Source organism: Psychrobacter sp. TB55-MNA-CIBAN-0194 (assembly GCF_040309505.1).
Classification (GTDB): Bacteria; Pseudomonadota; Gammaproteobacteria; order Pseudomonadales; family Moraxellaceae; genus Psychrobacter; species Psychrobacter fozii.
Window position 1 is genome coordinate 123,216 of sequence record NZ_JBEOOW010000001.1, and the last position, 24,463, is coordinate 147,678.

The 24,463-nt window shown below is 42.4% G+C and carries 23 protein-coding genes; 18 read left to right on the plus strand and 5 right to left on the minus strand.

The window, feature by feature from the left end:
* Nucleotides 1-26: 26 nt before the first annotated feature.
* Entirely contained in the window at nt 27-506 is a 480-nt protein-coding gene (locus AAEY75_RS00450) for a hypothetical protein (protein WP_197217212.1), read from the minus strand.
* A gap of 272 nt (nt 507-778) precedes the next feature.
* Entirely contained in the window at nt 779-1,693 is a 915-nt protein-coding gene (locus AAEY75_RS00455) for a LysR family transcriptional regulator (protein ID WP_197217210.1), read from the minus strand.
* Between the two features lie 184 nt (nt 1,694-1,877).
* Between AAEY75_RS00455 and AAEY75_RS00460 the strand changes: the two genes are divergently transcribed.
* Both AAEY75_RS00460 and AAEY75_RS00465 read left to right on the plus strand, forming a co-directional pair.
* The gene (locus AAEY75_RS00460; protein ID WP_197217208.1) at nt 1,878-2,555 is read left to right on the plus strand and encodes a glutathione S-transferase family protein; all 678 of its coding nucleotides are present in this window, start codon (nt 1,878-1,880) and stop codon (nt 2,553-2,555) included.
* Nucleotides 2,556-2,697: 142 nt separating this feature from the next.
* Nucleotides 2,698-3,825, plus strand: a complete 1,128-nt coding sequence (locus AAEY75_RS00465) for a zinc-binding dehydrogenase (protein ID WP_197101063.1) — start codon at nt 2,698-2,700, stop codon at nt 3,823-3,825.
* 183 nt (nt 3,826-4,008) lie between these two features.
* Here the strand turns inward: AAEY75_RS00465 and AAEY75_RS00470 are convergent, their stop codons facing one another.
* Nucleotides 4,009-4,719: a hypothetical protein gene (locus AAEY75_RS00470; RefSeq protein WP_227681341.1), complete on the minus strand. Its 711-nt coding sequence runs from the start codon at nt 4,717-4,719 to the stop codon at nt 4,009-4,011.
* Nucleotides 4,720-5,551: 832 nt separating this feature from the next.
* Here AAEY75_RS00470 and AAEY75_RS00475 point away from each other — a divergent pair.
* The 3 genes from AAEY75_RS00475 (at nt 5,552) to AAEY75_RS00485 (ending at nt 8,325) form a co-directional block, all read left to right on the plus strand.
* Nucleotides 5,552-6,214 (plus strand): DUF4377 domain-containing protein, encoded by a 663-nt coding sequence (locus tag AAEY75_RS00475; RefSeq protein ID WP_352257688.1) that lies wholly within the window; start codon nt 5,552-5,554, stop codon nt 6,212-6,214.
* 54 nt (nt 6,215-6,268) lie between these two features.
* On the plus strand, nt 6,269-7,432 hold the full coding sequence (gene ampC / locus AAEY75_RS00480) for a class C beta-lactamase (protein ID WP_352257690.1): 1,164 nt from the start codon (nt 6,269-6,271) through the stop codon (nt 7,430-7,432).
* A gap of 194 nt (nt 7,433-7,626) precedes the next feature.
* On the plus strand, nt 7,627-8,325 hold the full coding sequence (locus AAEY75_RS00485; RefSeq protein ID WP_352257692.1) for a VIT1/CCC1 transporter family protein: 699 nt from the start codon (nt 7,627-7,629) through the stop codon (nt 8,323-8,325).
* A gap of 30 nt (nt 8,326-8,355) precedes the next feature.
* Here AAEY75_RS00485 and AAEY75_RS00490 read toward each other — a convergent pair whose 3' ends face one another.
* On the minus strand, nt 8,356-9,273 hold the full coding sequence (locus AAEY75_RS00490; protein WP_352257694.1) for a hypothetical protein: 918 nt from the start codon (nt 9,271-9,273) through the stop codon (nt 8,356-8,358).
* Nucleotides 9,274-9,503: 230 nt separating this feature from the next.
* Here AAEY75_RS00490 and AAEY75_RS00495 point away from each other — a divergent pair, with 230 nt between their 5' ends.
* The 9 genes from AAEY75_RS00495 to AAEY75_RS00535 all read left to right on the plus strand — a co-directional run bounded on the left by AAEY75_RS00495 (nt 9,504) and on the right by AAEY75_RS00535 (nt 19,404).
* Nucleotides 9,504-10,517: a LysR family transcriptional regulator gene (locus AAEY75_RS00495; RefSeq protein ID WP_110923427.1), complete on the plus strand. Its 1,014-nt coding sequence runs from the start codon at nt 9,504-9,506 to the stop codon at nt 10,515-10,517.
* A gap of 225 nt (nt 10,518-10,742) precedes the next feature.
* On the plus strand, nt 10,743-12,017 hold the full coding sequence (locus AAEY75_RS00500) for an NRAMP family divalent metal transporter (RefSeq protein WP_352257696.1): 1,275 nt from the start codon (nt 10,743-10,745) through the stop codon (nt 12,015-12,017).
* A 351-nt stretch (nt 12,018-12,368) separates the two neighbouring features.
* Nucleotides 12,369-13,262, plus strand: coding sequence for a methylisocitrate lyase (gene prpB / locus AAEY75_RS00505; protein ID WP_197217202.1), 894 nt, complete (start codon nt 12,369-12,371; stop codon nt 13,260-13,262).
* Between the two features lie 116 nt (nt 13,263-13,378).
* Nucleotides 13,379-14,032, plus strand: coding sequence for a DUF2059 domain-containing protein (locus AAEY75_RS00510; RefSeq protein WP_352257698.1), 654 nt, complete (start codon nt 13,379-13,381; stop codon nt 14,030-14,032).
* 97 nt (nt 14,033-14,129) lie between these two features.
* Complete coding sequence (gene prpC / locus AAEY75_RS00515; protein WP_352257700.1) at nt 14,130-15,257, plus strand: bifunctional 2-methylcitrate synthase/citrate synthase; 1,128 nt, start codon at nt 14,130-14,132, stop codon at nt 15,255-15,257.
* Between the two features lie 85 nt (nt 15,258-15,342).
* Complete coding sequence (locus tag AAEY75_RS00520; protein WP_197217199.1) at nt 15,343-15,813, plus strand: SecDF P1 head subdomain-containing protein; 471 nt, start codon at nt 15,343-15,345, stop codon at nt 15,811-15,813.
* Between the two features lie 105 nt (nt 15,814-15,918).
* The gene (acnD, locus tag AAEY75_RS00525; RefSeq protein WP_197217331.1) at nt 15,919-18,552 is read left to right on the plus strand and encodes a Fe/S-dependent 2-methylisocitrate dehydratase AcnD; all 2,634 of its coding nucleotides are present in this window, start codon (nt 15,919-15,921) and stop codon (nt 18,550-18,552) included.
* 259 nt (nt 18,553-18,811) lie between these two features.
* Entirely contained in the window at nt 18,812-19,108 is a 297-nt protein-coding gene (locus AAEY75_RS00530) for a type II toxin-antitoxin system Phd/YefM family antitoxin (RefSeq protein ID WP_197217198.1), read from the plus strand.
* Nucleotides 19,109-19,143: 35 nt separating this feature from the next.
* The gene (locus AAEY75_RS00535) at nt 19,144-19,404 is read left to right on the plus strand and encodes a Txe/YoeB family addiction module toxin (RefSeq protein WP_037025847.1); all 261 of its coding nucleotides are present in this window, start codon (nt 19,144-19,146) and stop codon (nt 19,402-19,404) included.
* 11 nt (nt 19,405-19,415) lie between these two features.
* Here the strand turns inward: AAEY75_RS00535 and AAEY75_RS00540 are convergent, their stop codons facing one another.
* A complete protein-coding gene (locus AAEY75_RS00540; RefSeq protein ID WP_197217339.1) occupies nt 19,416-19,583 on the minus strand; it encodes a hypothetical protein in 168 nt (55 codons plus the stop codon).
* A gap of 195 nt (nt 19,584-19,778) precedes the next feature.
* Here AAEY75_RS00540 and AAEY75_RS00545 point away from each other — a divergent pair, with 195 nt between their 5' ends.
* From AAEY75_RS00545 to AAEY75_RS00560, 4 genes are all read left to right on the plus strand, one after another.
* The gene (locus tag AAEY75_RS00545; protein WP_197217196.1) at nt 19,779-20,462 is read left to right on the plus strand and encodes a hypothetical protein; all 684 of its coding nucleotides are present in this window, start codon (nt 19,779-19,781) and stop codon (nt 20,460-20,462) included.
* 58 nt (nt 20,463-20,520) lie between these two features.
* Complete coding sequence (gene prpF, locus AAEY75_RS00550) at nt 20,521-21,762, plus strand: 2-methylaconitate cis-trans isomerase PrpF (protein WP_352257703.1); 1,242 nt, start codon at nt 20,521-20,523, stop codon at nt 21,760-21,762.
* A gap of 65 nt (nt 21,763-21,827) precedes the next feature.
* Nucleotides 21,828-23,681, plus strand: coding sequence for an ABC transporter ATP-binding protein (locus AAEY75_RS00555; RefSeq protein WP_352257705.1), 1,854 nt, complete (start codon nt 21,828-21,830; stop codon nt 23,679-23,681).
* A 119-nt stretch (nt 23,682-23,800) separates the two neighbouring features.
* Complete coding sequence (locus AAEY75_RS00560; protein WP_352257707.1) at nt 23,801-24,427, plus strand: GNAT family N-acetyltransferase; 627 nt, start codon at nt 23,801-23,803, stop codon at nt 24,425-24,427.
* Nucleotides 24,428-24,463 lie beyond the last annotated feature (36 nt).

Here is a 24,463-nt window from a genome sequence, read left to right on the forward strand (position 1 = left end):
AGATAACTCTTACGCTTCCTTATTAGTTATTTTTTACGACGCCATCGCATTTCTATATTATGTATTTCATCCAATTTTATAGAGCGAAATACATAATTTCCTTGTAATACCAAACCACCATGAAGTACACGCAAAAGTGAAGTTGAATAAGACAACCTAGTTCTATCTTTACTTTGCATATTTAATGTTATATAACCCTCCCATATACCACCATCAATGCGTAAATTAGTTATTGTTGTTGGGTTATTTAGGTCTTGCCCCTGTAAAATTGTTGCGTCACCTGAAATCATATGTGCTCTTTGAACAATAGTCATTTCAAATTTCGCTTTCTGCCCTGGAGCTGTACTTTCATATTCCCATGTCCCATTTATATCGACACCTTTATATGTAACAGCTTGATACCAAGGAATAAAAAAACTTTTAAATAAAAGACCTACCACATATAAAGCTGCAGTTGTAATTATACCGCTTACAACACCTAAGATTATTGTTGCTACTTCACTCATAAATATCCTTTTCGAATTAGATACCACTCTAGTAGTTTATGACACTCCAGAATAGCTTACATTGCATTGTCTAATGATCCTACTATCTATAGGGAGTATGTTAAGCATTATCTTTCGACCCTGACATAGCGCGCTTGAGATAATACCTTAAAAATATATGGAGCAGTGGCTTAGATGACATTGAGGCATATAGGCATATAGGCAGTTAGTAAATACATCCACATTCCTTATAAAAATATTAAATGTATTCAATACCCTAAACGAACTGACCACTACATTTCTGCTTTAACTACTTTTATTTTCTCAACCAAGAAATCGACGGCGGCTTTTACTTTTGGTACTAGATAGCGCTGCTTTTGATACAGCAAATATACAGCCATATCAGCATGCTGCGTGATTGCTAATGGATGCTCAAATTTAATCTCTTGCAATGCGCCTGACTCAAGATATGAGGATAGTGCCCACCGAGTGGACATCAAAATACCTTCACCATTACAAGCCTTTTTGGCAAGCCATGGCCCGTTATTTGAGATCGCAACTGCTGGCCCCGAGACATCATGCCACTGATCATCCACATGGCATAACCAAGGTGTTGGCCCATTTGGCGCTTTGAAATATAGGCCTTTATGTTCCTTCAACGCCATTACATGATTGGGTGTACCATGCATCTCCAAATAACTGGGAGACGCAACCGGTATAAACCCATTGTCCATTAGCCTAATGGCAATCACGCGCTCATTGGGTGCATAACCACCGCGAATCGCAATGTCTACATCGTCACGGCCCAATGCTGATAGCTCATCGCTGAGACTGACATCCAATACAATCTCTGGGTATAACTTACCAAGTTCGTCTAACAACGGCAGTAGTATTCTTTCACCAAAACCCACCATCGAGCTGATTCGTAAGCGCCCCATTGGCGTGGTCTGGTAACTGCGCACCGTTTCTTTACTTTGTTCTAGTTGGTTCAATATGTGCTGCATATCATTGTAATAAACCTGCCCTACTTCGGTCAGTTTAACGATTCGAGTCGAGCGCTTTAATAATGTCGCGCCTAGACTTTTCTCCAAATCAGACACCCGTCTAGATAGTGAGGATGGCGGTACATTGAACGCACTTGCCGCTTTAGTAAAACTGCCCGTTTCTACGACTTTGCTGAAATACCGTATCGCACGTAATTGATCCAACTGACCTCTCCATTTAAATGAATATTTGAGTATTCTCGCCTTATTATTGTCTTAATAGCAATAGTGATTCACGTTATTCCTTATATATAACCACATTAAAACCAGTAATAATGTGGTTAACTTAAACGTCGCAATGAAAACACGATTAAAAATAACCTTTACGTCAACAATGGAAGAATGACTTATGATTACTTTGCACGGCTTTGCTGCAAGCAACTATTACAACATCGTAAAACACGCTCTTTTATATAAGGGCATTCCGTTCCAAGAAGACCTTTTATACGCTGGTAGTGATGATCTACTAACCGTCAGTCCAGTGGGCAAAGTACCTGCAATCACCATGCCTGACGGTTTTAATCTGTCGGAATCTAGCGTGATTTGTGACTTCCTTGAAGAAACCTATCCTGAAAAGCCGCTATATCCTACCAATGCAACAGAACGCGCGGCTGTACGTCAGATTATGAAAATAGCAGAGCTTTACTTTGAGCTACCATGCCGCCGACTGATTCCTTATGTGTTTTCTGGTACTCAAGCACCTAACGCAATCAAAGATGAAGTACGTCAAGTATTGGGCCGCGGTATTATTGCCATGAATCGCCTATGTAAATTTTCTCCTTGGATTGCAGGCGAACAATTCACCATGGCCGACATCTATGTGCATCACGTCAACACCATTGTCAACGCTTTTGGATCTACTCAGCTTGAGTGGGATGTACTGGCAGAAGTGGAAGGTATGAAAGAATGGAACAAGGCCATGAGTAAAACCGACATTGCACAAAGCGTTCAGGCAGATAGCCAAGCGAATATGCCTGAGTTCATGCAGCATGTGACTGCCCAAATTAAAGCCGCAAACGCTGGCTAGTTCGATGCTGACCCGTTCAATTCTAAAAAGCATTTAACGATAAAACAATCGTTATTCTTACTCACAACTAAACGACCAAAAAATAGGGCCAATGCCATCACGTGATTGGCCAAAAAAATAACTATTTGCAGGAGCAAACCTTATGACTGATAAAAACATCCAACTGACCTCAACCATTAGCGAAGACAATAAACTAACCTTGGCTTTGCAAGAAATTGATATGCCACAACCGGGTGCCGACGAAGTTGTCGTTCGTATTGAAGCCGCACCGTTGAACCCATCTGATTTAGCCGTTCTATTTAGCGTCGCTGACATGTCGACTGCCGCGCAATCAGGCACAGACGAAAACCCAGTCATTACGGCTGATGTGCCAGCTAAATTCATGCCATCTGTCAAAACTCGTGTGGGTAAAAACACGCCAGTCGGTAATGAAGGCGCAGGTACCGTAGTCGCCGCAGGATCATCAGATGCGGCACAAGCATTGATGGGGAAAACCGTTGCTGTGATCGGTGGTGGTACGTACCGTCAGTATCTTCGCGCCAATGTACAGAGCTGCTTAGAGCTAAAAGAAGGCACTACAGCTAAAGAAGGCGCATCTTCTTTTGTGAACCCACTAACAGCCCTAGCCATGGTCGAAACCATGCGCGCTGAAGGCCACAAAGCCATCGTACATGCCGCAGCGGCATCTAGCTTGGGTCAAATGCTAAACCGTATCTGTATGGCAGACGGTGTTGATTTAGTGAATATCGTTCGTAAAGATACGCAAGAAAAGCTATTGCGCGATATGGGCGCAAAATATGTGGTCAACTCAAGCAGCGATACGTTTATTGCTGATTTAACAGCGGCCATTACTGAAACAGGTGCTACGATTTCGTTTGATCCAATCGGCGGCGGTCAGTTAAGCAGTGATATTTTGAACTGCATGGAAGCGGCTATCAATGTTGATGTAGAAGAATACAGCGTTTATGGCTCTAATACGTTCAAACAAGCGTACATCTATGGCGCACTAAACCGTGGCCCTATCACGTTAAATCGTAACTTTGGTTTCTCTTGGGGTGTGAATGGCTTCTTGTTATTCAATGCGCTAGGTAAACTGGGTACTAAAACCGTCGTGAAAATGCGTCAACGTGTGGCAGAAGAAATCACTACCACGTTTGCAAGTAGCTATACGCATGAAGTGTCATTGGCTGAAGTACTACATTTACAGTCCATCGCTGCTTATGGTAAACAAGCAACAGGTGAGAAGTATTTGATTACGCCTCAAGCTTAATAATGTCTAAAAAGCTGTTATAACTTAAGATATAGCAACTTCTTCATAGGCTGATTTTGAATGTATATAAAGGCAGATACTGTTATCAGTATCTGCCTTTTTTGTTGGCTTGGCTTTACATAGATTTAACTACACAATCAAAGCCCTAGTCCTAGCTCTAACGCTTACGTCCTGTAAAACACTTTAACCATACGATACTTTGCGAAAGTTTAAAATCTGTTCTCTGACTGCTTGCTCAATTTGTTGCCAGTCAGCGATGTTATGACGTGAATATTGCACATTGACATATAAAGCCATGTCTGGCTCTAAATCAAAGTTGTGAATACAAGGTGGCCTAGGCACATCTCTATTACTGCACTTTATATAGGTTGTAATTTGGCTATTGTTATCTCTTTGAATAAACACATCTTCTGCATATCTGTCTTCACGATAAGGACGGTCAGTCTTAGGATCTATACCCGGCGGCGCATAAACTTCCAACCCGTATTGATCGTTATTAAGCTGTTCATACGTATAAACAGGGTCTAGGCCACTTGCACTAATTGTTCCATCGCCGATACGGTGAATAGCGCCTACTCCATGATATTTATCGCCAGAGGAGACTCTAACTGATACCCAAGGGTCATTAGGCAAGTGCTGCTCTTTATCATAAGCATGTTTATGACTTTTATTGCTCTTATCGAATATGGTGTTGTCGGTATAACGTAGATCAAAGCCAAAACTATTTATCTCTGATTCATAGCTGCGTGTGGGCTTTTTATCCTCTCGTTTTTTGCCAAATGTAGGGTCACCGTTATACGCAACGAAAGTCACGAGATTTCTTGGCAGGTCAACGGGGAGACCACCTAAATCACCAATATAGTTTGCAGGCGCCCTACCAATACAAGATGTCATGAGAGTAGCGCTCACAGCTATAAGAACAATCTTGCTTAATTTTTTAATAAACATTGAATACCTTGAGAAATGGACATTGCTAAAAAGCATAATATTGCAATTCAAGAGACTAGCTAGAAGCATATATTATATAAGCAAAGATACAGGGGTAAATTTATTAATGTTTATTATTAAAAGGAAACCACACTACATCCGTTTTAAACAACGTATGGCTTTAATACGTTCAAACAAGCCTACATCTATGGCGCACTAAACCGTGGCCCTATCACCCTGAACCGTAACTTTGGTTTTTCTTGGGGTGTAAATGGTTTCCTACTGTTCAATGCGCTAGGCAAACTGGGTACTAAAACAGTCGTGAAAATGCGCCAACGTGTGGCAGAAGAAATCACCACCACGTTTGCAAGCAGCTATACGCATGAAGTGTCATTGGCAGAAGTGTTGCACTTACAGTCAATCGCTGCTTATGGCAAATAAGCAACAGGTGAGAAATACTTAATCACACCTCAAGCTTAATAATGTCTAAAAAGCTGTTATAACTTAAGATATAGCAACTTCTTCATAGGCTGATTTTGAATATATATAAAGGCAGATACTGATAATGGTATCTGCCTTTTTTGTGTTTGATTATCGACCTACTTTATCAGAGAATTTTAACTTGAGATATTTGTACTCCCAACCATCATTGTGGTTATATGGCTTTTTTGACATAATTAACAAATAGCGCTGCTGCAACAGTTGAAGGCAAATACAGTTTTGGTAAAAAGGGCGACAACATGTCTGTATTGACCATCGCCAATGACAACCAAGTCTCTCACGTTAAAAAGGATATGTTATGTCGTTTATCAAAATATGCACATTGGCATTAGTTACCGCCTCGTCTTTAGCGGCGTGTAGCAGTTATAATCAGACAGACTTGAGCAATAAAACGAGTGTCAGTCAAATCACAGACGGCAACTCATTTATGAATACGATAAAACCAAGCAGCGCTCAGGCGATAATTGGTCAAGTGACTGGCATTACCTCACAAGACCGAACGCAGCAAAAAGTCACCATAGTGGCTCAAGATGGTAATTCTTATATAGCATCTATTAGCAAATCTGATTTTGATCAGCAGAATACCTATCAAATGCAAAAGCTGGTCATAGGCGACTATGTAGAGGTAATGGGCGAGCAGTCACAATTAGATGACGAGCTTCAGCTTACTGTACGTGCGATGCCATACGTATTACGAAAAATCATTATCGCTGACCATCAAGTAGATTGTGTGGGCGTTGCTCCGCAGTCTTGCTGGTTGACGAAGCCTGCTGGACTCACCGCCGATAGTCAGGCGAATTGGGAGTATAGATATAGCGGCATAGAAGGCTTTGACTACGAACCTAACTATGAATATACCTTGCTTATCAAGAATACGGCCATTGACAGACCACCTGCTGATGCATCGTCAATTCAAAGCACTCTAATACAAGTACTTGAGAAAAAAAGAACCAAACCTTAATTGGTAAAACATAAATAACCAAAGCTGACAAATAACCACACAATGAAAAAATCAGTGCAAAATACCTTAAATCGAGTCGGACTTACCATTTTAGTTGCAGCCTCATTAATGTCTGGAGCAGCACAAGCAGCGGGCAATAATGAGACTTTGAAAATTGAGGTTGATAAGCAAGCCAAATTATTGATGGAAGAGCATAATATCCCCGGCATGTCCTTTGGCATTATTATCGATGGCGAGTCTTATCTCTATAATTATGGCCTAGCGGACAAACAAGCCCGCATACCTGTCTCAGAAAACACGATTTTTGAATTAGGCTCTATCAGCAAGACATTTGCCGCTACTCTAGCCAGTTATTCTGAACTGAATGGCACGCTATCATTAGAAGATACCGCTGATAAATATATCCCTTATCTAAAAAACAGCGCTATTGGTGATACCAAACTGATTAATCTAGCCACCTATTCGGCAGGTGGTCTACCACTTCAAGTACCTGATGATGTCACCGATAATCCAGCACTGTTCCGCTATTATAAGTCTTGGCAGCCTGTATTCCCTGTCAACTCAAAACGTCTATATTCCAATGCCAGCATCGGGCTGTTTGGCTACATATCCGCCCTAAGTATGGGCTCTGACTACACACAGCTAATGGAAGATGAAATCCTGCCAGCACTCAACATGCCGAATACCTTTGTCAATGTGCCTAGTGACAGAATGGATGATTATGCGTTTGGTTATAATGCTGCTGGCGATGCCATTAGAGTCAATCCCGGTATGTTAGACGCAGAAGCCTACGGGATCAAATCAACCAGTGCAGATATGACTCGATATATGGCTGCGAATATGGGATTAGTATCTCTTGATAAAGAGATTCAGCAATCATTGGAGAATAATAGAAAGGGTTACTATCAGGCGAGCGCCTTTACACAAGGGTTAGCATGGGAGATGTATCCGTTTCCTGCTTCACTGGATACCTTGCTTGAAGGTAATTCAATGGAGGTAGTACTGAACGCCCAAACCATTACCGCAGACAACCGCCCTACACCCGTTTTAAACAACGTATGGGCCAATAAGACAGGTGCTACCAATGGGTTTGGTGGGTATATCGCTTATATCCCTTCCAAAAAATCAGGCATCGTCATTTTAGCGAATAAAAACTATCCTAATGCGGATAGAGTCAAAGCAGCCTATACGATTTTGGAAAGTGCCATGACTCACTGATTTTTTCATTCATTTAATATGAGCCACAAAATGATCGGATGAGATAAAAGCTCGTTTTATGAATAGCTAGGGCGTGTTATCAATTAGCACATTTATGCATTTAGTAATAAAGCTAAAAAAATCTTACTGTATAAAAAACTGAGTAATAGTAGATAATTAAGTCTCAAGTGTTTAACGACTCTCTAAGGATATCTATGCATCACTCTATTCATGACGAGCCTCATCTTAGCAACCGCAACCATTGGTTAAGGGCAGCCGTGTTAGGTGCGAATGATGGGTTAATTTCAACTGCCAGTTTACTGGTTGGCGTGGCATCGGCAAATCCTAGTAGTCAGACAATGCTATTGACCGGACTGGCAGCATTGACAGCAGGTGCATTATCAATGGCGGCTGGCGAGTATATTTCGGTGTCTTCGCAAGCAGATACCGAAAAGGCTGATTTGACCAAAGAGCAGTATGAGCTGACACATAATGCTGATCGTGAGCTCTTTGAATTAACGAAAATTTATGAGACGCGCGGACTTGATCACACATTAGCTCATCAAGTCGCGGTGGCTTTAACGGAACATGATGCCCTTGAAGCCCATGCTCGTGACGAGATTGGTTTGACCGATCTTAGCCAAGCAAAGCCAATTCATGCATCCGTTGCTTCGGGATTATCGTTCATTGCTGGAGCGATATTACCCGTGATTGGTGTCATGGTATTACCAACGCAGACATTGGTCTGGTCACTGGCATCCATTACCTTACTTGGTCTCATTCTGTTAGGTGTGATATCTGCCCGTTTAGGCGGTGCGCCCATCATCCCTGCTATCGTTCGGATCGTTTCGTGGGGAGTGATTGCAATGCTAGCCACATCGATGATTGGACGTTTATTCGGTGTGGCAGTGTAGAGAGGCGTCTATTGAAATGGTGGGTGAAACTTAGTCGTTGGTCTCACGATACAGTGTGCTTTGTGATTCTTGTCTAAACACCTCATAACTGATAGCCGTATCAGCTTGCGACTCATTAGAGGCAGGTTCTGATGCAGCTTCTGATAATGGTGCCTCAGTTGCCTTTGCTCCATTAGGTGTACTGCCTTGACTCTCACTAGTAGCCTCACCTTGTTTCGCAGCTGCTACTGGCATCTCTATAGCGCTTGGGTCAGCCTCAGGTTTACTCTCATCCATGCTTGTTTCTGATTCAATCTCTTCAGCCGGTATATTGTTTGTCGTTACTTCTGTCTCAACTGCCTCAATATTGCTATTGAGAGTTGAGTTTTCACTATCAGGCACAGCGGTATTCGTTGAAGTGGATAGAATCCCAGTGAAAATAAGCACTGTGACGATAACGGCAATTAATAATGAGCCAAAAACGATACCAATAATAAGCGGTTTTTTGCTACTTGCCAGCTTGTTCTGTGCTGTTGCTGCTGGCTCATTAACGACTTCCTGTATCTGCGCCTCTTGAGTGGCCCAGTCATCATTATAGGTAGTCGCTTTGGCGTCAGATTGCCTCTCAGCTTCTGAATTCATGACTTTGTTATGGTCACTATTCAACTGAGTATGAGTATCATCAGATACTATCTTTAATGATTCATCGATATTGAACGTTTCTTCTTCTACAAGTGAGTTTGAATTTGAGAAATCAAAAACAGTATCTGTGTCGGTCGCGGTTATATCTAATGCTTTCTCTCGTGTCTTTATATTGCCAGTAGCACGGCTGTCATCTTCAGTGCTTTGAACACGACTGATGAAGCGATCATAGATATCGTTGTTGGTACGGGTACGCGATTTTTTGTTGGCAATTTTCGCCAACCTCTCTTCAAAATCTGTCTCGATATCCGTTTTTTTGTCGCTCATAGAATAATACCAAACCAGTTTATTCTACTGGTATTAAATGACTGCTAGAATGAGTTGTGATATTTATCACCAAATTGTAACTATAGCGTAAGCAAACAATATAGTTGCTCACCATATTATCTTCAAGCACAATTTATTTGATATTAATAATATTTGTAAAATATATCCAGCATAATATCGTCAATATGCCAATGAATATAAAGACAATATATAAAAATAGGTTTAAGGGTATGGACTTAAAACAGCTTAATGCATTTATCGCTATCGCAGATTTGCGCAGCTTTAGTGCAGCCGCAACCAAAACAGGATTGTCACAACCAAGCCTGAGTCGTCTACTTAAACAGCTCGAAACAGATATGGGCGTAGAGTTGATCGATCGCTATCATCGGCCGCTAGATTTGACTGAAGCAGGCGCGTTTTTTTACGATAAAATCAGTACCATACTGACTGAGATTGATACCGTTACCAGTATGACTCAACGACTGTCTGCACCAAGTAGTATTTTAAACATTGGCTTTGTGCCCTCTGTGCTTTATGGCTTGCTCCCTGAAATAATCGCGATGCTCAAGCAATCCAGCCCCGACATCGAAGTCAATCTAAAAGACATCAGTTCATATCAGCAGATAGAGGCACTCAAATCTGGTGAAATCGATATCGGCTTTGGTCGCTTTGCTCACAAAGACCCTTGGATTCAACAGATATTACTACGGCATGAGCGTTACGTCGTCGCGCTACCAAAAGCACACGCCTTAGCGCATATCCGTGAACAGCGCTTGATAGATTTGGCAAACAACCGCTTGATCCTATACCATCAAACGCATTTACCAATAGCTACAACCGTATCGACATCAAACGCACAGAGCGTAAAGTTGACCGCTCATACAAAAAACAACCGTACAACCAACAAGCAGTCCACACTTAATACACCTATTACCGAGCCATTACTACATTTGTTTGCACAATACGGTATTTCACCATTTATGACCACAACAGTAAGTGACTTACAGGTAGCGCTGGGTTTGGTGGCTGCTGGTGAAGGTATTACCCTCGTACCTGCCAGCCTAAAAACGGTGCGCACTGAGCAAATTAGTTATCAAAGCTTGGTGCATGAGAATGTTACCTCACCTATCTATCTACATACGCTCAAAGACTTCGTTCACCCTAGTATTCCTGACTTACTCAGTGCGATTTATCACGTTTATGAGCAGCGCGGTATTACTTATCGTCAGCAGAAATTTATGTGAGTATTGTCAACCTTGACTGTTAAGTGCTAATCTCGCTATCACGCCCAGTAAAAAACGGTCAATCGTTAACTATCTATTGGTATTGACCGTAAAAATAATCATTATTACGAGCAGTACAAGGTGTGATACAGTCACCGCTTATTTTTTTGTACACATTGCTGTAATGGTTGCTGGCAGTACATCACAGGACGTGATGGCTGGCTATTTAACTATTTCGAGGGACTCATGACCACACAACAACTCAACAATTCCGACATGGCTGGCACTGCCCAAGAAGGCTTTAGCTGGCGCATTTTTGGTCCTGGTATTTTAATGGCGACTGCTGCTATTGGTGGCTCGCATCTTATCTCCTCTACGCAGGCTGGTGCTATCTATGGCTGGCAGTTGGCTATCATGATTATCTTAGCCAATGTATTCAAGTATCCTTTCTTTCGCTTCGGCACTGACTATGTCTATGATACGGGCGAAAGCTTGATCGCAGGTTATGCCAAACGCTCAAAAGCATATTTGTGGATTTACTTTATCTTGTCTATCCTATCTGCGGTGATTAGTACAGGAGCGGTGACTCTGCTTGCTGCGGTGATACTGGGCTTTATGCTACCCGCGTCTCTTGGTCTATCAACGATGGCACTGTCATTGATCATAGTGGGAGTGTCTTGGTTCTTTCTACTTGCTGGACACTATAAACTACTGGATGGTGTGACTAAGTGGATTATGATTGCTTTGGTCTCCGCCACAGTATTGGCAGTACTGATTGCTGCTGGCAAGCCAACGGTGATGACGCCTGATTTTATTCCTACCTCTCCTTGGAATTTAGCAACGCTAGGCTTTATCGTGGCGCTCATGGGTTGGATGCCAGCGCCGCTTGAGTTTGCTGCCATTACCTCAATGTGGACATCTGCGAAGCGAAAAGCTGACAACACCACTCTCAAACAAGGTTTGCTTGATTTTAATGTGGGATTTTTGGTTTCTGCTATTTTAGCGTTGTTCTTTTTATCATTAGGTGTATTCGTTCAGTATGGTTCTGGTCAGGAAATTCAAACCGCAGGCGTCGCTTATATTGATCAGCTCATCAACATGTATACGGCGACCATCGGTGAATGGTCAAGGCTTCTGGTCGCCTTTATCGCCTTTATGTGTATGTTCGGCACGACGATTACCTGTGCTGACGGCTATGGCCGTGCAAATGCTGAGTGCTGGCGTCTACTGAAAGGTGAAAGCGAGATTAATAAAAAACAAGTCGCCTTTTGGACGACTTATGCCATCGGTGGTGGTCTAGTGATTATCACTTTCTTCACCGGACAATTGGGTGCCATGCTGAAGTTCGCCATGATATCAGCGTTTGTGTCTGCGCCTATCTTTGGTTGGTTAAATTATTCATTGGTCAAAAAGCATAAAAAACTATCAGCAGGTATGAATGTTTATTCAATTATAAGCTTACTGTTCCTAGGTGGCGTTGCCTTGTTATTCTTAGCCAATCTTGCTGGTCTCTTTGGTTAGACGCCTACTATAGTACATCTAATACTCTTTAAAGCCCTTTTAGCCTCGCTATTAGGGCTTTTTTCTTTTGTGACGTTTAGAAAATCAAATGAGCATTCGATTTGTCTTTGTAAGTAAATGTAAATATTAAAGGTCAATCAATGAAGTCGTTTTACTAAAATGAATAGTAATGCATATGAACCATTGATTTATGGATACTATTATTTTAAATATGAATATTATTAATTTTGTTTAATATATAATTTAGATTATGTAATTAATAACAGTAAAAACCCCCTTCCCAGTGACTGATAATTGGGTATAATCGATAACAATAAAGAGAATATCATCCCTCCAAGTAAGGATTACAACATGACTTTATCATCTGCTGGCGCGCGCTTCCGTAGTGCCTTAAAACAAAAAAACGATAATAACCAACCATTACAAATTGCTGGTGCTATTAACGCTTATACTGCGATGATGGCAACCCAAGTTGGTCATCAAGCGTTGTATCTCTCTGGTGCTGGCGTGGCCAATGCGTCATTTGGCTTGCCTGATCTGGGTATGACCAGTCTTGATAACGTCCTAGAAGATGCCCGCCGCATTACCGATGCCGTTGATACACCGCTACTGGTTGATATTGATACTGGCTTTGGCGGCGCCTTTAATATTGCTCAGACCATCAGAAAAATGGAAAAGGCCGGCGTGGCAGCGGTACATATCGAAGACCAAGTGGCACAAAAGCGCTGTGGTCATCGCCCTAACAAAGAAATCGTTAGTATCTCAGAAATGGTCGACCGCCTTAAAGCGGCACTAGATGCCAAAACTGATCCTGACTTTGTAGTGATGGCGCGTACAGATGCCTTGTCTGTAGAAGGTCTAGATGCCGCTGTTGAACGTGCTGTCGCGTTTCAAGAGGCTGGCGCAGATATGATTTTTGCAGAAGCGTTAACCGATATCGAGATGTATCGTAAGTTTACCGATGTACTAGACATTCCTGTGCTAGCAAATATGACTGAGTTCGGTCAGACTGATTTATATACTACTGGTCAGCTACATGGCGTTGGAGTCGATATGGTGCTGTATCCGCTATCAGCATTCCGTGCGATGAACAAAGCGGCATTGAATGTCTATCAGCATTTACTGAACGACGGTACGCAAGACAAAGTTGTCGATACCATGCAAACTCGTATGGAATTGTATGATTTCTTGAATTATCATGAATTTGAGCAAACGCTGGACAAGCTATTCGCTGATAATAAATAATCAATGATTGGCAGCTAGTTGCTAGTTAGTTTAATTAGCACCTAGCAATGCCAAAAGACACATTGCTATTGCTGTTATCTTTACGACACTCATCTTCACTTACCTTTAGGTCATTTATGTCATTTTTTACCCCCAGTTCTATCGTTAAATCTTCAATTTTTAGCTGCACGCTCGCCGCGTTGTTGCTTACGACGGGCTGTGATAAAACGCCAGAAACCGCTGACGACACAACCAGTGATGCAAGTACTGCTGAAGTCGTTGCCACAGATAAGGCTGCTGCACCCGCCACTCAAGACGACATAGTAATGACAACAATTACGCTAGACACTGTCAACAAGCTATTATTTGCACCGATTATCAATAGCGGTACACTCAGCGCAGAGCAAGTAAGCTGCCTTGAGTCGCGCGATGAAGACTTAGGTAAAGCAGAAGTTGATAGCTTCTATAAGAGTCAGTTTACCGATGCAGAGCTGCAAGAGCTGGATGACTTTTATACATCAGAGGTGGGGGAAAAGTTGATTGCTTTTGGCAATGAGCAATTGCTCGTCATGAATGGCGAAGAAATCGCAACGCCGATGGCTGAACCTACTCCAGAAGAGATGACGGAAATTCAAACATTCATGGAGTCACCGCTTGGCGTTAAGTATATGAAGATTAATAATGCAGAAGGCGAAGGCAGCGCAATGGAAGTGCTAAACGTGCCTATCGAAGCTGAATTTAAGCGTTGTAATGTCGATTTAGGTGGCCCACAGCCTGAACAACCTGCGTAACGCTCAACTGGCGCTATAGTCAGTCATTAACCGATAAAAGTATTATCGGAAACACCGTTTTTCACCCAAAAAAGCTACCCACAAAAGGAATTTAATCATGGCAGCACAGAAAGAACTTTCAGGCGCAGGTCTACGCGGTCAAGTCGCTGGCAAGACGGCACTATCTACTGTTGGTAAATCAGGCTCAGGTCTGACGTATCGCGGTTATGACGTGTCAGAACTGGCAGACAAATGCATCTTTGAAGAAGTAGCCTACTTGTTACTTTATGGCAACTTGCCAAACCAAACTGAGCTTGATGCTTATCAAACCAAACTAAAAGGCTTGCGTGGTCTGCCACAAGCACTAAAAGACGTATTAGAGCGTATCCCAGCGACCGCACATCCAATGGATGTATTGCGTACTGGTTGCTCTATGCTTGGCAACCTTGAGACAGAAATGGACTTTGCAGAAGAAAACGATCAAACCGATCGCATGCTTGCTGTTTTCCCATCGATTATCAATTACTGGTATCGCTTTACGCATGACAACGTGCGTATCGAAACCGAAACGGATGATGAGACCATTGGTGGTCACTTCTTGCATCTGCTAAAAGGTGAGAAACCAAACGAGCTACATACAAAAGTTATGAACGTGTCTCTTATCTTGTACGCAGAGCATGAGTTCAACGCTTCAACCTTTACCGCTCGCGTTTGTGCTTCTACTTTATCTGACATTCATTCTTGTATCACAGGCGCGATTGGCTCATTACGTGGTCACTTGCATGGCGGTGCTAATGAGGCAGCGATGGATATGATTGAAGGCTTTGGTTCAGCCGATGAAGCTGAGACAGAGATGATGGCCATGCTGGCACGCAAAGACAAGATCATGGGATTTGGTCATGCGATCTATAGCGAGTCAGATCCACGTAATGTTGTGATTAAAGGTTGGGCTGAAAAACTAGCCGCGGATGTCGGTGACGAAGTGCTATACCCTGTATCAGTACGCTGTGAAGAAGTCATGTGGCGCGAGAAAAAACTGTTCTGTAATGCTGATTTCTTCCATGCATCGGCCTATCACTTCATGGGCATCCCTACCAAACTGTTCACACCAATCTTTGTTTGCTCTCGCTTAACAGGCTGGGCATCTCATGTATTTGAGCAACGAGCCAATAACCGTATCATTCGCCCAAGTGCAGAATATACGGGTGAAGAGTTACGTCCAGTACCAGAGATGAGCGCGCGTTAAGATTATTACTTCACACTCACTTCAATTCGTCGAAACTGAAAACGAATTGAGGTGAGATCATATTATATCTCGTGAATTTTAGCTTATGAAAACAACAATATCATTAACTATAGCCTGTTTGTTGTCTTTAACAGCATGCACTAGCACTAAAAACCTACAAGATAGCACTGATTGCATAAATGTTAGTCAGTTTGATGAAACAACGAATAATGGTCTTTATCTTATAGACTCAACCATACATGAGCCAAATGAGGATACAGCCGTTATTGTGGGTGACCCATTAGTTAAATTTGATGATATCGAAAGAGTTGAGTTATACCCTGATGAAGGTAACCAACTAAGTATTTATTTCACTATTGATTTTGAAACGGGCATAAAGCTGAGTGGAATAGCACAGCACCATATTTCTGAATATATGGCCTTAATTGTAGATAATAGGATAGTAAACGTTAGTCAGATCCAAGCCGCTATAGGAGAAAGTTTTATTCTTGGTGGGTTTGATTCTAATCAAGAAGCCAAGCAAATATATTCGAACATTAAGTGCAATATAAAATAATAAAGATTTTTAAGACCGTATTACTAAATTAATGGAAAACTTGCTCTAATATTCCAACCAGCCAACAGCCAAAGGTGACTTATGGACAATGCACTAGTACAACCAATGAATGAACCCTTTAAAAAGCCACTGCCCGATACTGATTTGTATTACTTTGATACCCGTGAGGCTGTCGAAAACATCGAAGCTGGCGCGTATGACAAGCTATCATTCTGCTCAAAAGTATTGTGTGAGAACCTAGTACGTCGTTGCCCACCAGAAGAGTTAACCAATGCCCTAAAGCAGCATATCGAAGGCAAACAAGACCTCGATTTTCCTTGGTACCCTGCCCGCGTGGTATGTCATGACATCTTGGGTCAGACTGCGTTTGTGGATTTGGCTGGCCTACGTGATGCCATCGCGGAACAAGGCGGTGACCCCTCTAAAGTAAACCCAATCGTACCGACTCAGCTCATCGTTGACCATTCATTGGCTGTTGAGCATGCAGGCTTTGAAGTAGATGCATTTGAGAAAAACCGTGCCATTGAAGAGCGCCGTAATGATGACCGTTTTCACTTTATCAACTGGTGTCAGTACGCCTTTGACAATGTGAATGTCGTGCCACCGGGCAATGGCATCATGCATCAGATTAACCTAGAGAAAATGTCACCTGTCGTACAAGTGGTAAAAAACAAAGCGGGTGAAGAAGTCGCTTTTGCCGATACCTTGGTTGGTACGGATAGCCACACCCCAATGGTTGATGCCTTGGGGGTTATCTCCATCGGCGTAGGCGGATTGGAAGCTGAAAGCGTCATGCTGGGCAACCCATCATATATGCGCCTACCAGATTATGTAGGTGTCAAATTAACGGGCAAACTGCAAAAAGGCATTACGGGTACGGATTTGGTACTCGCGATGACTGAGTTTTTGCGTGATGCCGGTGTGGTATCTACTTATATTGAATTCTTCGGTGACGGTGCACGCCAATTAACCGTGGGCGACCGTGCGTCTATCTCCAACATGACACCAGAATATGGTGCCACCGCAGCGATGTTCTATATCGATGAGCAAACCATCGACTATCTACGCCTAACCGGTCGTTCTGAGGCTCAGATCAAATTGGTCGAACAGTATGCCAAGCAAACGGGCCTATGGGCTGACGGCATGGAAAAAGCCGAATACGCACGCGTGCTTGAGTTTGATCTATCAGCAGTCGTACGTAATATGGCAGGCCCTTCGCGTCCGCATGCGCGTGTATCGACCACTGATTTGGTTGCCAAAGGTATCGCTCACGGTGAAGGTGATAAATTACCTGAACCAAAAGATGGCATGATGCCAGATGGCGCGGTTATTATCGCCGCAATTACCAGTTGTACCAATACCTCAAACCCACGCAACATGGTAGCAGCAGGCCTCGTCGCCCGTAACGCTAATGCCAAAGGCTTGTTACGAAAACCTTGGGTAAAATCATCATTAGCACCCGGCTCAAAAACGGTCAAAATGTACCTAGAAGAAGCAGGCCTGATGCCGGAGCTACAAGAGATCGGCTTTGATGTGGTTGGCTTTGCTTGTACGACTTGTAATGGTATGAGTGGCGCACTGGACCCTGATATCGAAAAAGAAATCATCGATAACGACTTATTTACCACGGCAGTGCTATCTGGTAACCGTAATTTTGATGGTCGTATCCATCCATATGCCAAGCAAGCATTCTTGGCATCGCCGCCACTGGTTATCGCTTACGCCATCGCTGGTAACATTCGCTTTGATATCGAAAAAGACTCATTGGGTAAAGATCAGAACGGCAATGATGTCTATCTAAAAGACATTTGGTTTGATGATGATGAGGTTGACGCTATTGTAGCCAAAGCAGTTAAGCCTGAGCAATTCAATGCTGTTTATATCCCTATGTTTGATGAAGCCAAAAAAGACACAGGAAAAGCGTTAAGTCCACTGTATGACTGGCGTGAAATGACGACCTATATTCGCCGCCCACCATACTGGGAAGGAAAAATGGCGAAAAAGAATACGCTAACAGGTTTGCGTCCGTTGGCAGTGTTGGGTGATAACATCACAACCGACCATATGTCACCGTCGAATGCAATTTTGGGTGCATCAGCTGCTGGTGAATATTTAGATACCATGGGCTTGCCTGCCGAGGATTACAACTCATACGCCACCCATCGCGGTGACCATTTAACCGCACAACGTGCTACCTTTGCCAACCCTAAGCTATTGAATGAAATGGTGCGTGATGAAGATGGTGAGGTTATCCAAGGCTCACTGGCGCGTGTTGAGCCAGAAGGTCAAGTCATGCGTATGTGGGAAGCGATTGAGACCTACATGAACCGTGAGCAGCCGCTCATCATCATCGCAGGTGACGGCTATGGTCAAGGCTCAAGCCGCGATTGGGCTGCCAAAGGTGTTCGTCTCGCTGGTGTAGAAGTGGTCGTTGCCGAAGATTTTGAGCGCATTCATCGTCAAAACTTAGTGGGTATGGGTGCATTACCATTACAGTTCGAAGAAGGCGCTACTCGCCATACATTAAATATCGATGGTACGGAGACCTTTGATGTAACGGGCGAAGTCTCTGCTGGCGGGTTAATGACGTTGGTAATCCATCGTGCTGATGGTAGTACCACTGAGACGCCAATTATCTGCCGTTTAGATACTGCTGACGAAGTAAAAATGTACAACGCTGGCGGTATGCTACAACGCTTTGCTAAAGAGTTTATCGAAGGTACGCTCGATATTGTCTAAGGCTATCCTGTAGTTTTTAGTGTGATAAGTAGCAAAGTATAAAAGTCGCCGATGTTGTATAACCTGTTTATATGACATCGGCTTTTATTTGCTAATGTTAAAGCCTTAGTTCAAAAAATGGTTTGCACGCTACACACTGAGCTTTCTTACTTATATCTTAATGTTGAAAAATAGCTAAATGTTGAGTTTGCTTCACCAATAGCGTAATATGTACGATATATTGTACAAGTTATGAAGTATGTCGTGAGAGGAGTAAGCCATGAGAGTCGTTAGTTTTTCAGAAGCCAGAAAGCACCTAAAGTCCGTTCTAGATACGGTAAACGATGATGCCAACGCCACTATCGTAACCCGCCGTGACGCTGATGATGCGGTCGTTATGTCACTAGACTATTACAATAGCCTGATGGAAACCGTCTATCTATTAAAATCTCCTGCCAATGCGGCGCACTTAGCGGACTCTATTGCCCAGTATAAAGCTGGAAAAACGGTTAAGCGTGAACTAATTGACACAGCAGAAGATAATGAGCTTACGGATAGCGACATTGAGAATGCTTAAACTAAAAGACTTCAATAAATCCAAAAGGTCTAATCATGAGTGAGCAACTAGCATGGACAGATGCCGCGTGGAAGGACTACCTATACTGGCAAACCCAAGACAAAAAAACACTCAAACGTATTAATAAACTCATCACCGAATGTAAGCGTAATCCGTTTGAAGGCATTGGTAAACCTGAACCGCTAAAAGAAAACCTATCAGGATTTTGGTCAAGGCGCATCGATGATGCCAATCGGTTGGTATATGCCGTCGATGATAATTATCTTACGATTATCTCTTGTCGTTATCACTACTGAGATCATTAATTTCAACCAAATTTAAAAGGCTTAACTTTTCCAGCATCAACCTCTGTTTGAGCAATTAATAATTGACGTACGAACTCATAAGACAAGTCAGGATTGTCTTTTAAAATATGCTCAATAGTAGCTTTATCTGTACTACTTAAAATCATAATATCCAAACTTTTAAGTGTCATAACATTCTTCTATAAAAACAAACTATAGCATTTTCTATCGCTAATAAATAATTGACAAGTTCAATAGTGATTAAATCAATTAGTGTGAGCTTATGCTTCAACTTAGCTTTATGAAATATTGAATTAGCTAAAAAAATCTACTAGATATTACTAGCGTATATTTATATAGTTTAATGAATAAAAAGGCTTATTACTGTGTCAAGTGACTATGTCAATGAAGGAAACTTATCGCTCATATTAAGAATAGCTGCAAACAACTGCAATTTTCTTACTTTCAGTGCTTGGGAATCAAAAACTATTGCTGATCTTTTATATCGGAGCTTAATAGTTGATGTTTTCAAATATGACGGTGTCCGTTATTTGAATTTAGACCATATTTCTTCTCATTATCAATGGCTCTTTTATTATCATCAACTTGCGAATGCATGTCGAATTATACAAACAATGCCTGAAACCATTGATTTAAGCACTCTAGAATATTTTAGCTCTCAGGGTTGGATGAAAAACGTACAAACTGCTCAGTTAAAAAAAGATGCTAGATTTGTTTTGAAAGAACTAGCCAAGTTAGCAACGTTCCCTAAGCTAGAAGATGAATGGTTAAAATTGTTTGAAGCCATTAAGGATCAAAATATTCGTATCGAAACCCAAAATGCTATGAACCAAACAAGCATAGGACTTAATATGAAAAACAGGTCTTTATTCTACACAGATGCTGAAACTGCAAACTGGTATGATATTTTGTCTGTAACGCTGTACACCGAAAGTATTTCTCCAGATATTGTTAAATCTATTAGTAAATTAAGGATTCAAGAATCCAGTTCATTCGCTGACTATAAACCTACTTTAGTTATATCGTCGTTCGATAAATACGATTTGTGAGCGAAGACCTTATTTAAAATCAATATTTCCATTACAAAATATTTAGAAGGACTTTAAAGTGTCAAATAATAAAAATACATTCGCCCCACAAATCTCAATCCCCGCCACCTATATGCGTGGTGGTACCTCAAAAGGCACGTTCTTTAAACTCTCTGATTTACCCGAACGCTGCCAAGTCGCTGGCGAGTCACGTGATAAGTTCTTGCTACGTGTGATCGGCAGTCCAGATCCTTACGGTAAACAAATTGATGGATTGGGTAATGGTAGCTCTAGCACATCAAAGACGGTCATTTTATCGGCCTCTTCTAGCTCAGATCACGATGTGAATTATCTGTTCGGGCAAGTTAATATCGCCAAACCTATGATTGACTGGGCAGGAAACTGTGGCAACTTAACTGCAGCCGTCGGTGCCTGTGCCATTAATATGGGTCTGGTCGATGCTGACAAGATCAATAACAGTATCAATGACAATGCAGATAGCGGCATTTGTGAAGTGCGTATCTGGCAAGAGAATATTGGAAAAACCATCATTGCACATGTACCTGTTTATTTGGATGCACAAAATAAGATACAAGTTCAAGAAACAGGCGACTTTGAGTTAGACGGCGTAACTTTCCCAGCCGCCGAGGTCAAAATTGAATTTATCGATCCTGTAGATGCCACTAGCGATATGTTCCCTACTGGTAACTTGGTCGATGACTTCGATGTAACTGGCTGTGGCCTAAATGTCGATAGCGTCAAAGCCACCTTTATTAGCGCTGGTATCCCGACCATCTTTATGAAAGCTGAAGATTTGGGCTTTACGGGTACTGAGTTGCAAGGCGACGTTAATAGCGACAGCGAGACACTTGCCAAACTTGAGGTAATTCGCGCCAAAGGCGGTGTGGCGATGGGATTGTTTAAAGACGTGAGCGAGGCGCAGACCAGCCAACATATTCCCAAAGTCGCTTGGGTAGGCGCAGCACAGAGCTATACCGCCTCTAGTGGTAAATCGGTCGATGCAGGTGAGATTGATTTGGTGGTACGCGCCATGAGCATGGGGCAATTGCATCATGCCATGATGGGTACAGCTGCTGTCGCCATTGCAGCAGCGGCAACCACTCAAGGTACATTGGTAAATGAGGCCGCTGGTGGTCAGAAGTTCGATGAAGTGCGTTTTGGTCACCCATCAGGTACGTTGCTAGTCGGTGGAAAAACAGAGCAAGTCGATGGCCGCTGGCAAGCCAAAAAAGTCTCTATGAGCCGCTCTGCCCGCCGTATAATGGTTGGTGAGGTTTTTGTTCCAGCCGATGCGTTTTAAGCATCTAATCTGCATAGTTGTTATTCACCATAGCTTTTTAAGACCGTTTACTTTAACCTAATAAAATGTCGACCACTCCTAAACTTAGCAAACCCCCATTGAACAATCAGCCGCCGCTCAAGAAAACTGAGCGGCGAGCTCTGTTGTGGGATATTCTCAAAAAGCTTGCTATATTTGCAGCGCCTTACAAAGCATTAATTATACTAACGTTGGTGTTGACGGTACTCGGCTCGTTCACCGCGCAAGTCAATGCCTTTGTACTGCGTTATGCTGTCGATACATTGACCGAAATCGCAACGCTTACTGAGCCTTGGGAAGCAGGCCTGCGCATGCTTGGCATTATTAGTGCAGTGCTCTTAACCAAAGAGATACTCTCAATATTTATATCGTTTGGACAGCGATTCTTTGGCGAAAAGATTCGTATCAATCTATCACGTGATTTGTCTCAGCGCATCATCGAGCGTATTCTTACCTATCGTATGGCGTTTTATACCAGTAGCGAAAACGATAGTGGTAAATTGCAAACCCGTATTGACTATGGCGTAAACAGTCTCACAAGCTTGGTACAAAACTTTTTTATCGATATGCTACCGCTGTTTGCCAGTGCTGCCGTATCGCTGATTATTATGTTTTCGACCAACTTTTGGATCGGTCTGGTCGGTCTGATTATCATACCGATTTACTTTTTCATCAGTCAAAAGCAAGCACAACGTTTGCGTGGCTTTCGTCGGCAGATGCGAGATTTTAGAGAGGCCAAAAGCGGTCTCGTTATCTCACTGATTAACTCTATCAGTGTTGTCAAGTCCTTTGTCCGTGAGTCGATTGAGGCTGACAAACATTTCACCATTCAAAAAGACATGACTGACAATCAACTGCGTATCCGTAGTATTGGTTTTATTTATGATGCGATAAAGACTTTCATTGAGCAGATCGGTGTGGTGGTGATTATTCTACTGACCTCCTACTTTGTCTTAAAGGGCGAGATGACCATCGGTATGATTTTGTTTCATGTCATGCTGTTTCAAAATGTCGCCGCCCCTATCCGTCAGCTGCACCGTATCTATGATCAGATTAATAATGCACTGACCTATGCCGAAGGGTTCTTCGACATACTAGAAGACGATGAGCAAGTCGAAAATATCGATGGTATCAAGAGCACTGATTTAAAAGGTCATATCGAACTCAAAAACGTTGATTTCACCTACCCCAATGGCACTCAAGCTTTAAAAGATGTGAGCTTTACCATCAGGCCCAATCGCATTACGGCTTTGGTCGGCCTCTCTGGTGCTGGCAAAAGTACCATTATCAGCCTACTAGTGAAGTTTTATGAGCCGGACGCTGGCAAGATCTATTTGGATGGACATGATTTGGCAGCGTGTAACACTCATGAGCTACGCCAAAACATCGGCTTGGTGCTACAAAGTAATCATATTTTTTCTGGCACTATTAGCGAAAATATTCGCTATGGCAATATGAATGCTAGTAAAGAAGACATCGTGATTGCGGCAAAAAAAGCCTCTATACATGATCAAGTTGTCGCTTTAGCCAAAGGCTATGAGAGCACGGCAAAATCGCTGTCCGGTGGTCAACAGCAACGTATTGCGCTGGCACGTATGTTTTTAAAAGATCCGCCCATCGTGTTTTTGGATGAACCTACTGCTAGCCTAGATGCGATAGCCAGTCAACAAGTCAAAAAGAGCTTAGATCTGATTAAAAAAGACCGAACCGTGATTATGGTCTCGCACAATATCGCTCAAATAATCGATGCCGATGACTTAGTCGTGATAGAAAACGGCCAAGTGGTAGAAACGGGCACGCATGAAGAGCTATATGATAAAGGCGGCAAGTATTTTGAAATCTTTAGTGCGATGTCAGACAGCTTAAACTTGGACAAAATCAGTCAAACCTTAAATGGTTAGGAATGGTTAATACGTACTTAAATCGTTATAATGCGCATTACTTGAAATGTTCCAATATTTAACCACCATTTAATGTTGTACTTAACCTCAATAAACAATTCGCTAAAAGCTGCTTAATTATGACCTGTACCTTTTCTATTAAAACGTTCGATGAGTTAACCTCTGTTGATCTGTATCATATTTTAAAAGCCCGCTCACAAGTGTTTGTGGTCGAACAAAACTGTGCTTATCAAGATATGGATGAGCTGGATTTTGATTGTCTGCATTTGATTGCGCATCAGAACGAGGCATTGGTGGCGTATTGTCGCATTATCCCGCCTGAGTTTAATAAGTTACGGTCTAACTTATCATCATCTGATGCTACGACCAAAGTAAGCGATGCCTCTATGTCCTCTATTGGCAGAGTGCTTGTGTTAGCCGCGCATCGAGGGGACGGTTTAGCACGAGATATGATGAATCATGCCATTGCGCATTGCCGTAAAAAATACGGTAAAAAGCGCCCTATTATCATCTCTGCACAAGCTTACTTAATTAGCTTCTACGAATCTCTAGGGTTTGTACCAGAAGGTGAGCATTATCTCGAAGACAATATCGAGCATGTGAAAATGGTTCTGCACGTTGTCAAAAAAGTTAAAGTAAAAAAGGAAAGTACAGGTGCGTCCTCTACGACGAGTAAAGTACTAAGCTTTTTACTGTTGATTATGGCGGCTTTGTTTGTTTTAGGCTTGTTGTATTTGATGACCTAAATCAATATTGATGCTCTTAACTCTCAATATATAGAG

Bases quoted from the DNA above. Each gene is read 5' to 3' on its own strand.
- AAEY75_RS00500 (WP_352257696.1), top strand. From the start codon at position 10,743: ATGACCACACAACAACTCAACAATTCCGACATGGCTGGCACTGCCCAA.
- AAEY75_RS00540 (WP_197217339.1), bottom strand. From the start codon at position 19,583: ATGACACTTAAAAGTTTGGATATTATGATTTTAAGTAGTACAGATAAA.
- AAEY75_RS00475 (WP_352257688.1), top strand. From the start codon at position 5,552: ATGTCGTTTATCAAAATATGCACATTGGCATTAGTTACCGCCTCGTCT.
- AAEY75_RS00520 (WP_197217199.1), top strand. From the start codon at position 15,343: ATGAAAACAACAATATCATTAACTATAGCCTGTTTGTTGTCTTTAACA.
- AAEY75_RS00555 (WP_352257705.1), top strand. From the start codon at position 21,828: ATGTCGACCACTCCTAAACTTAGCAAACCCCCATTGAACAATCAGCCG.
- prpB (WP_197217202.1), top strand. From the start codon at position 12,369: ATGACTTTATCATCTGCTGGCGCGCGCTTCCGTAGTGCCTTAAAACAA.
- AAEY75_RS00530 (WP_197217198.1), top strand. From the start codon at position 18,812: ATGAGAGTCGTTAGTTTTTCAGAAGCCAGAAAGCACCTAAAGTCCGTT.
- acnD (WP_197217331.1), top strand. From the start codon at position 15,919: ATGAATGAACCCTTTAAAAAGCCACTGCCCGATACTGATTTGTATTAC.
- AAEY75_RS00535 (WP_037025847.1), top strand. From the start codon at position 19,144: ATGAGTGAGCAACTAGCATGGACAGATGCCGCGTGGAAGGACTACCTA.
- AAEY75_RS00485 (WP_352257692.1), top strand. From the start codon at position 7,627: ATGCATCACTCTATTCATGACGAGCCTCATCTTAGCAACCGCAACCAT.
- AAEY75_RS00490 (WP_352257694.1), bottom strand. From the start codon at position 9,273: ATGAGCGACAAAAAAACGGATATCGAGACAGATTTTGAAGAGAGGTTG.
- AAEY75_RS00465 (WP_197101063.1), top strand. From the start codon at position 2,698: ATGACTGATAAAAACATCCAACTGACCTCAACCATTAGCGAAGACAAT.
- AAEY75_RS00470 (WP_227681341.1), bottom strand. From the start codon at position 4,719: ATGACATCTTGTATTGGTAGGGCGCCTGCAAACTATATTGGTGATTTA.
- AAEY75_RS00510 (WP_352257698.1), top strand. From the start codon at position 13,379: ATGTCATTTTTTACCCCCAGTTCTATCGTTAAATCTTCAATTTTTAGC.
- AAEY75_RS00495 (WP_110923427.1), top strand. From the start codon at position 9,504: ATGGACTTAAAACAGCTTAATGCATTTATCGCTATCGCAGATTTGCGC.
- AAEY75_RS00450 (WP_197217212.1), bottom strand. From the start codon at position 506: ATGAGTGAAGTAGCAACAATAATCTTAGGTGTTGTAAGCGGTATAATT.
- AAEY75_RS00560 (WP_352257707.1), top strand. From the start codon at position 23,801: ATGACCTGTACCTTTTCTATTAAAACGTTCGATGAGTTAACCTCTGTT.
- prpC (WP_352257700.1), top strand. From the start codon at position 14,130: ATGGCAGCACAGAAAGAACTTTCAGGCGCAGGTCTACGCGGTCAAGTC.
- AAEY75_RS00460 (WP_197217208.1), top strand. From the start codon at position 1,878: ATGATTACTTTGCACGGCTTTGCTGCAAGCAACTATTACAACATCGTA.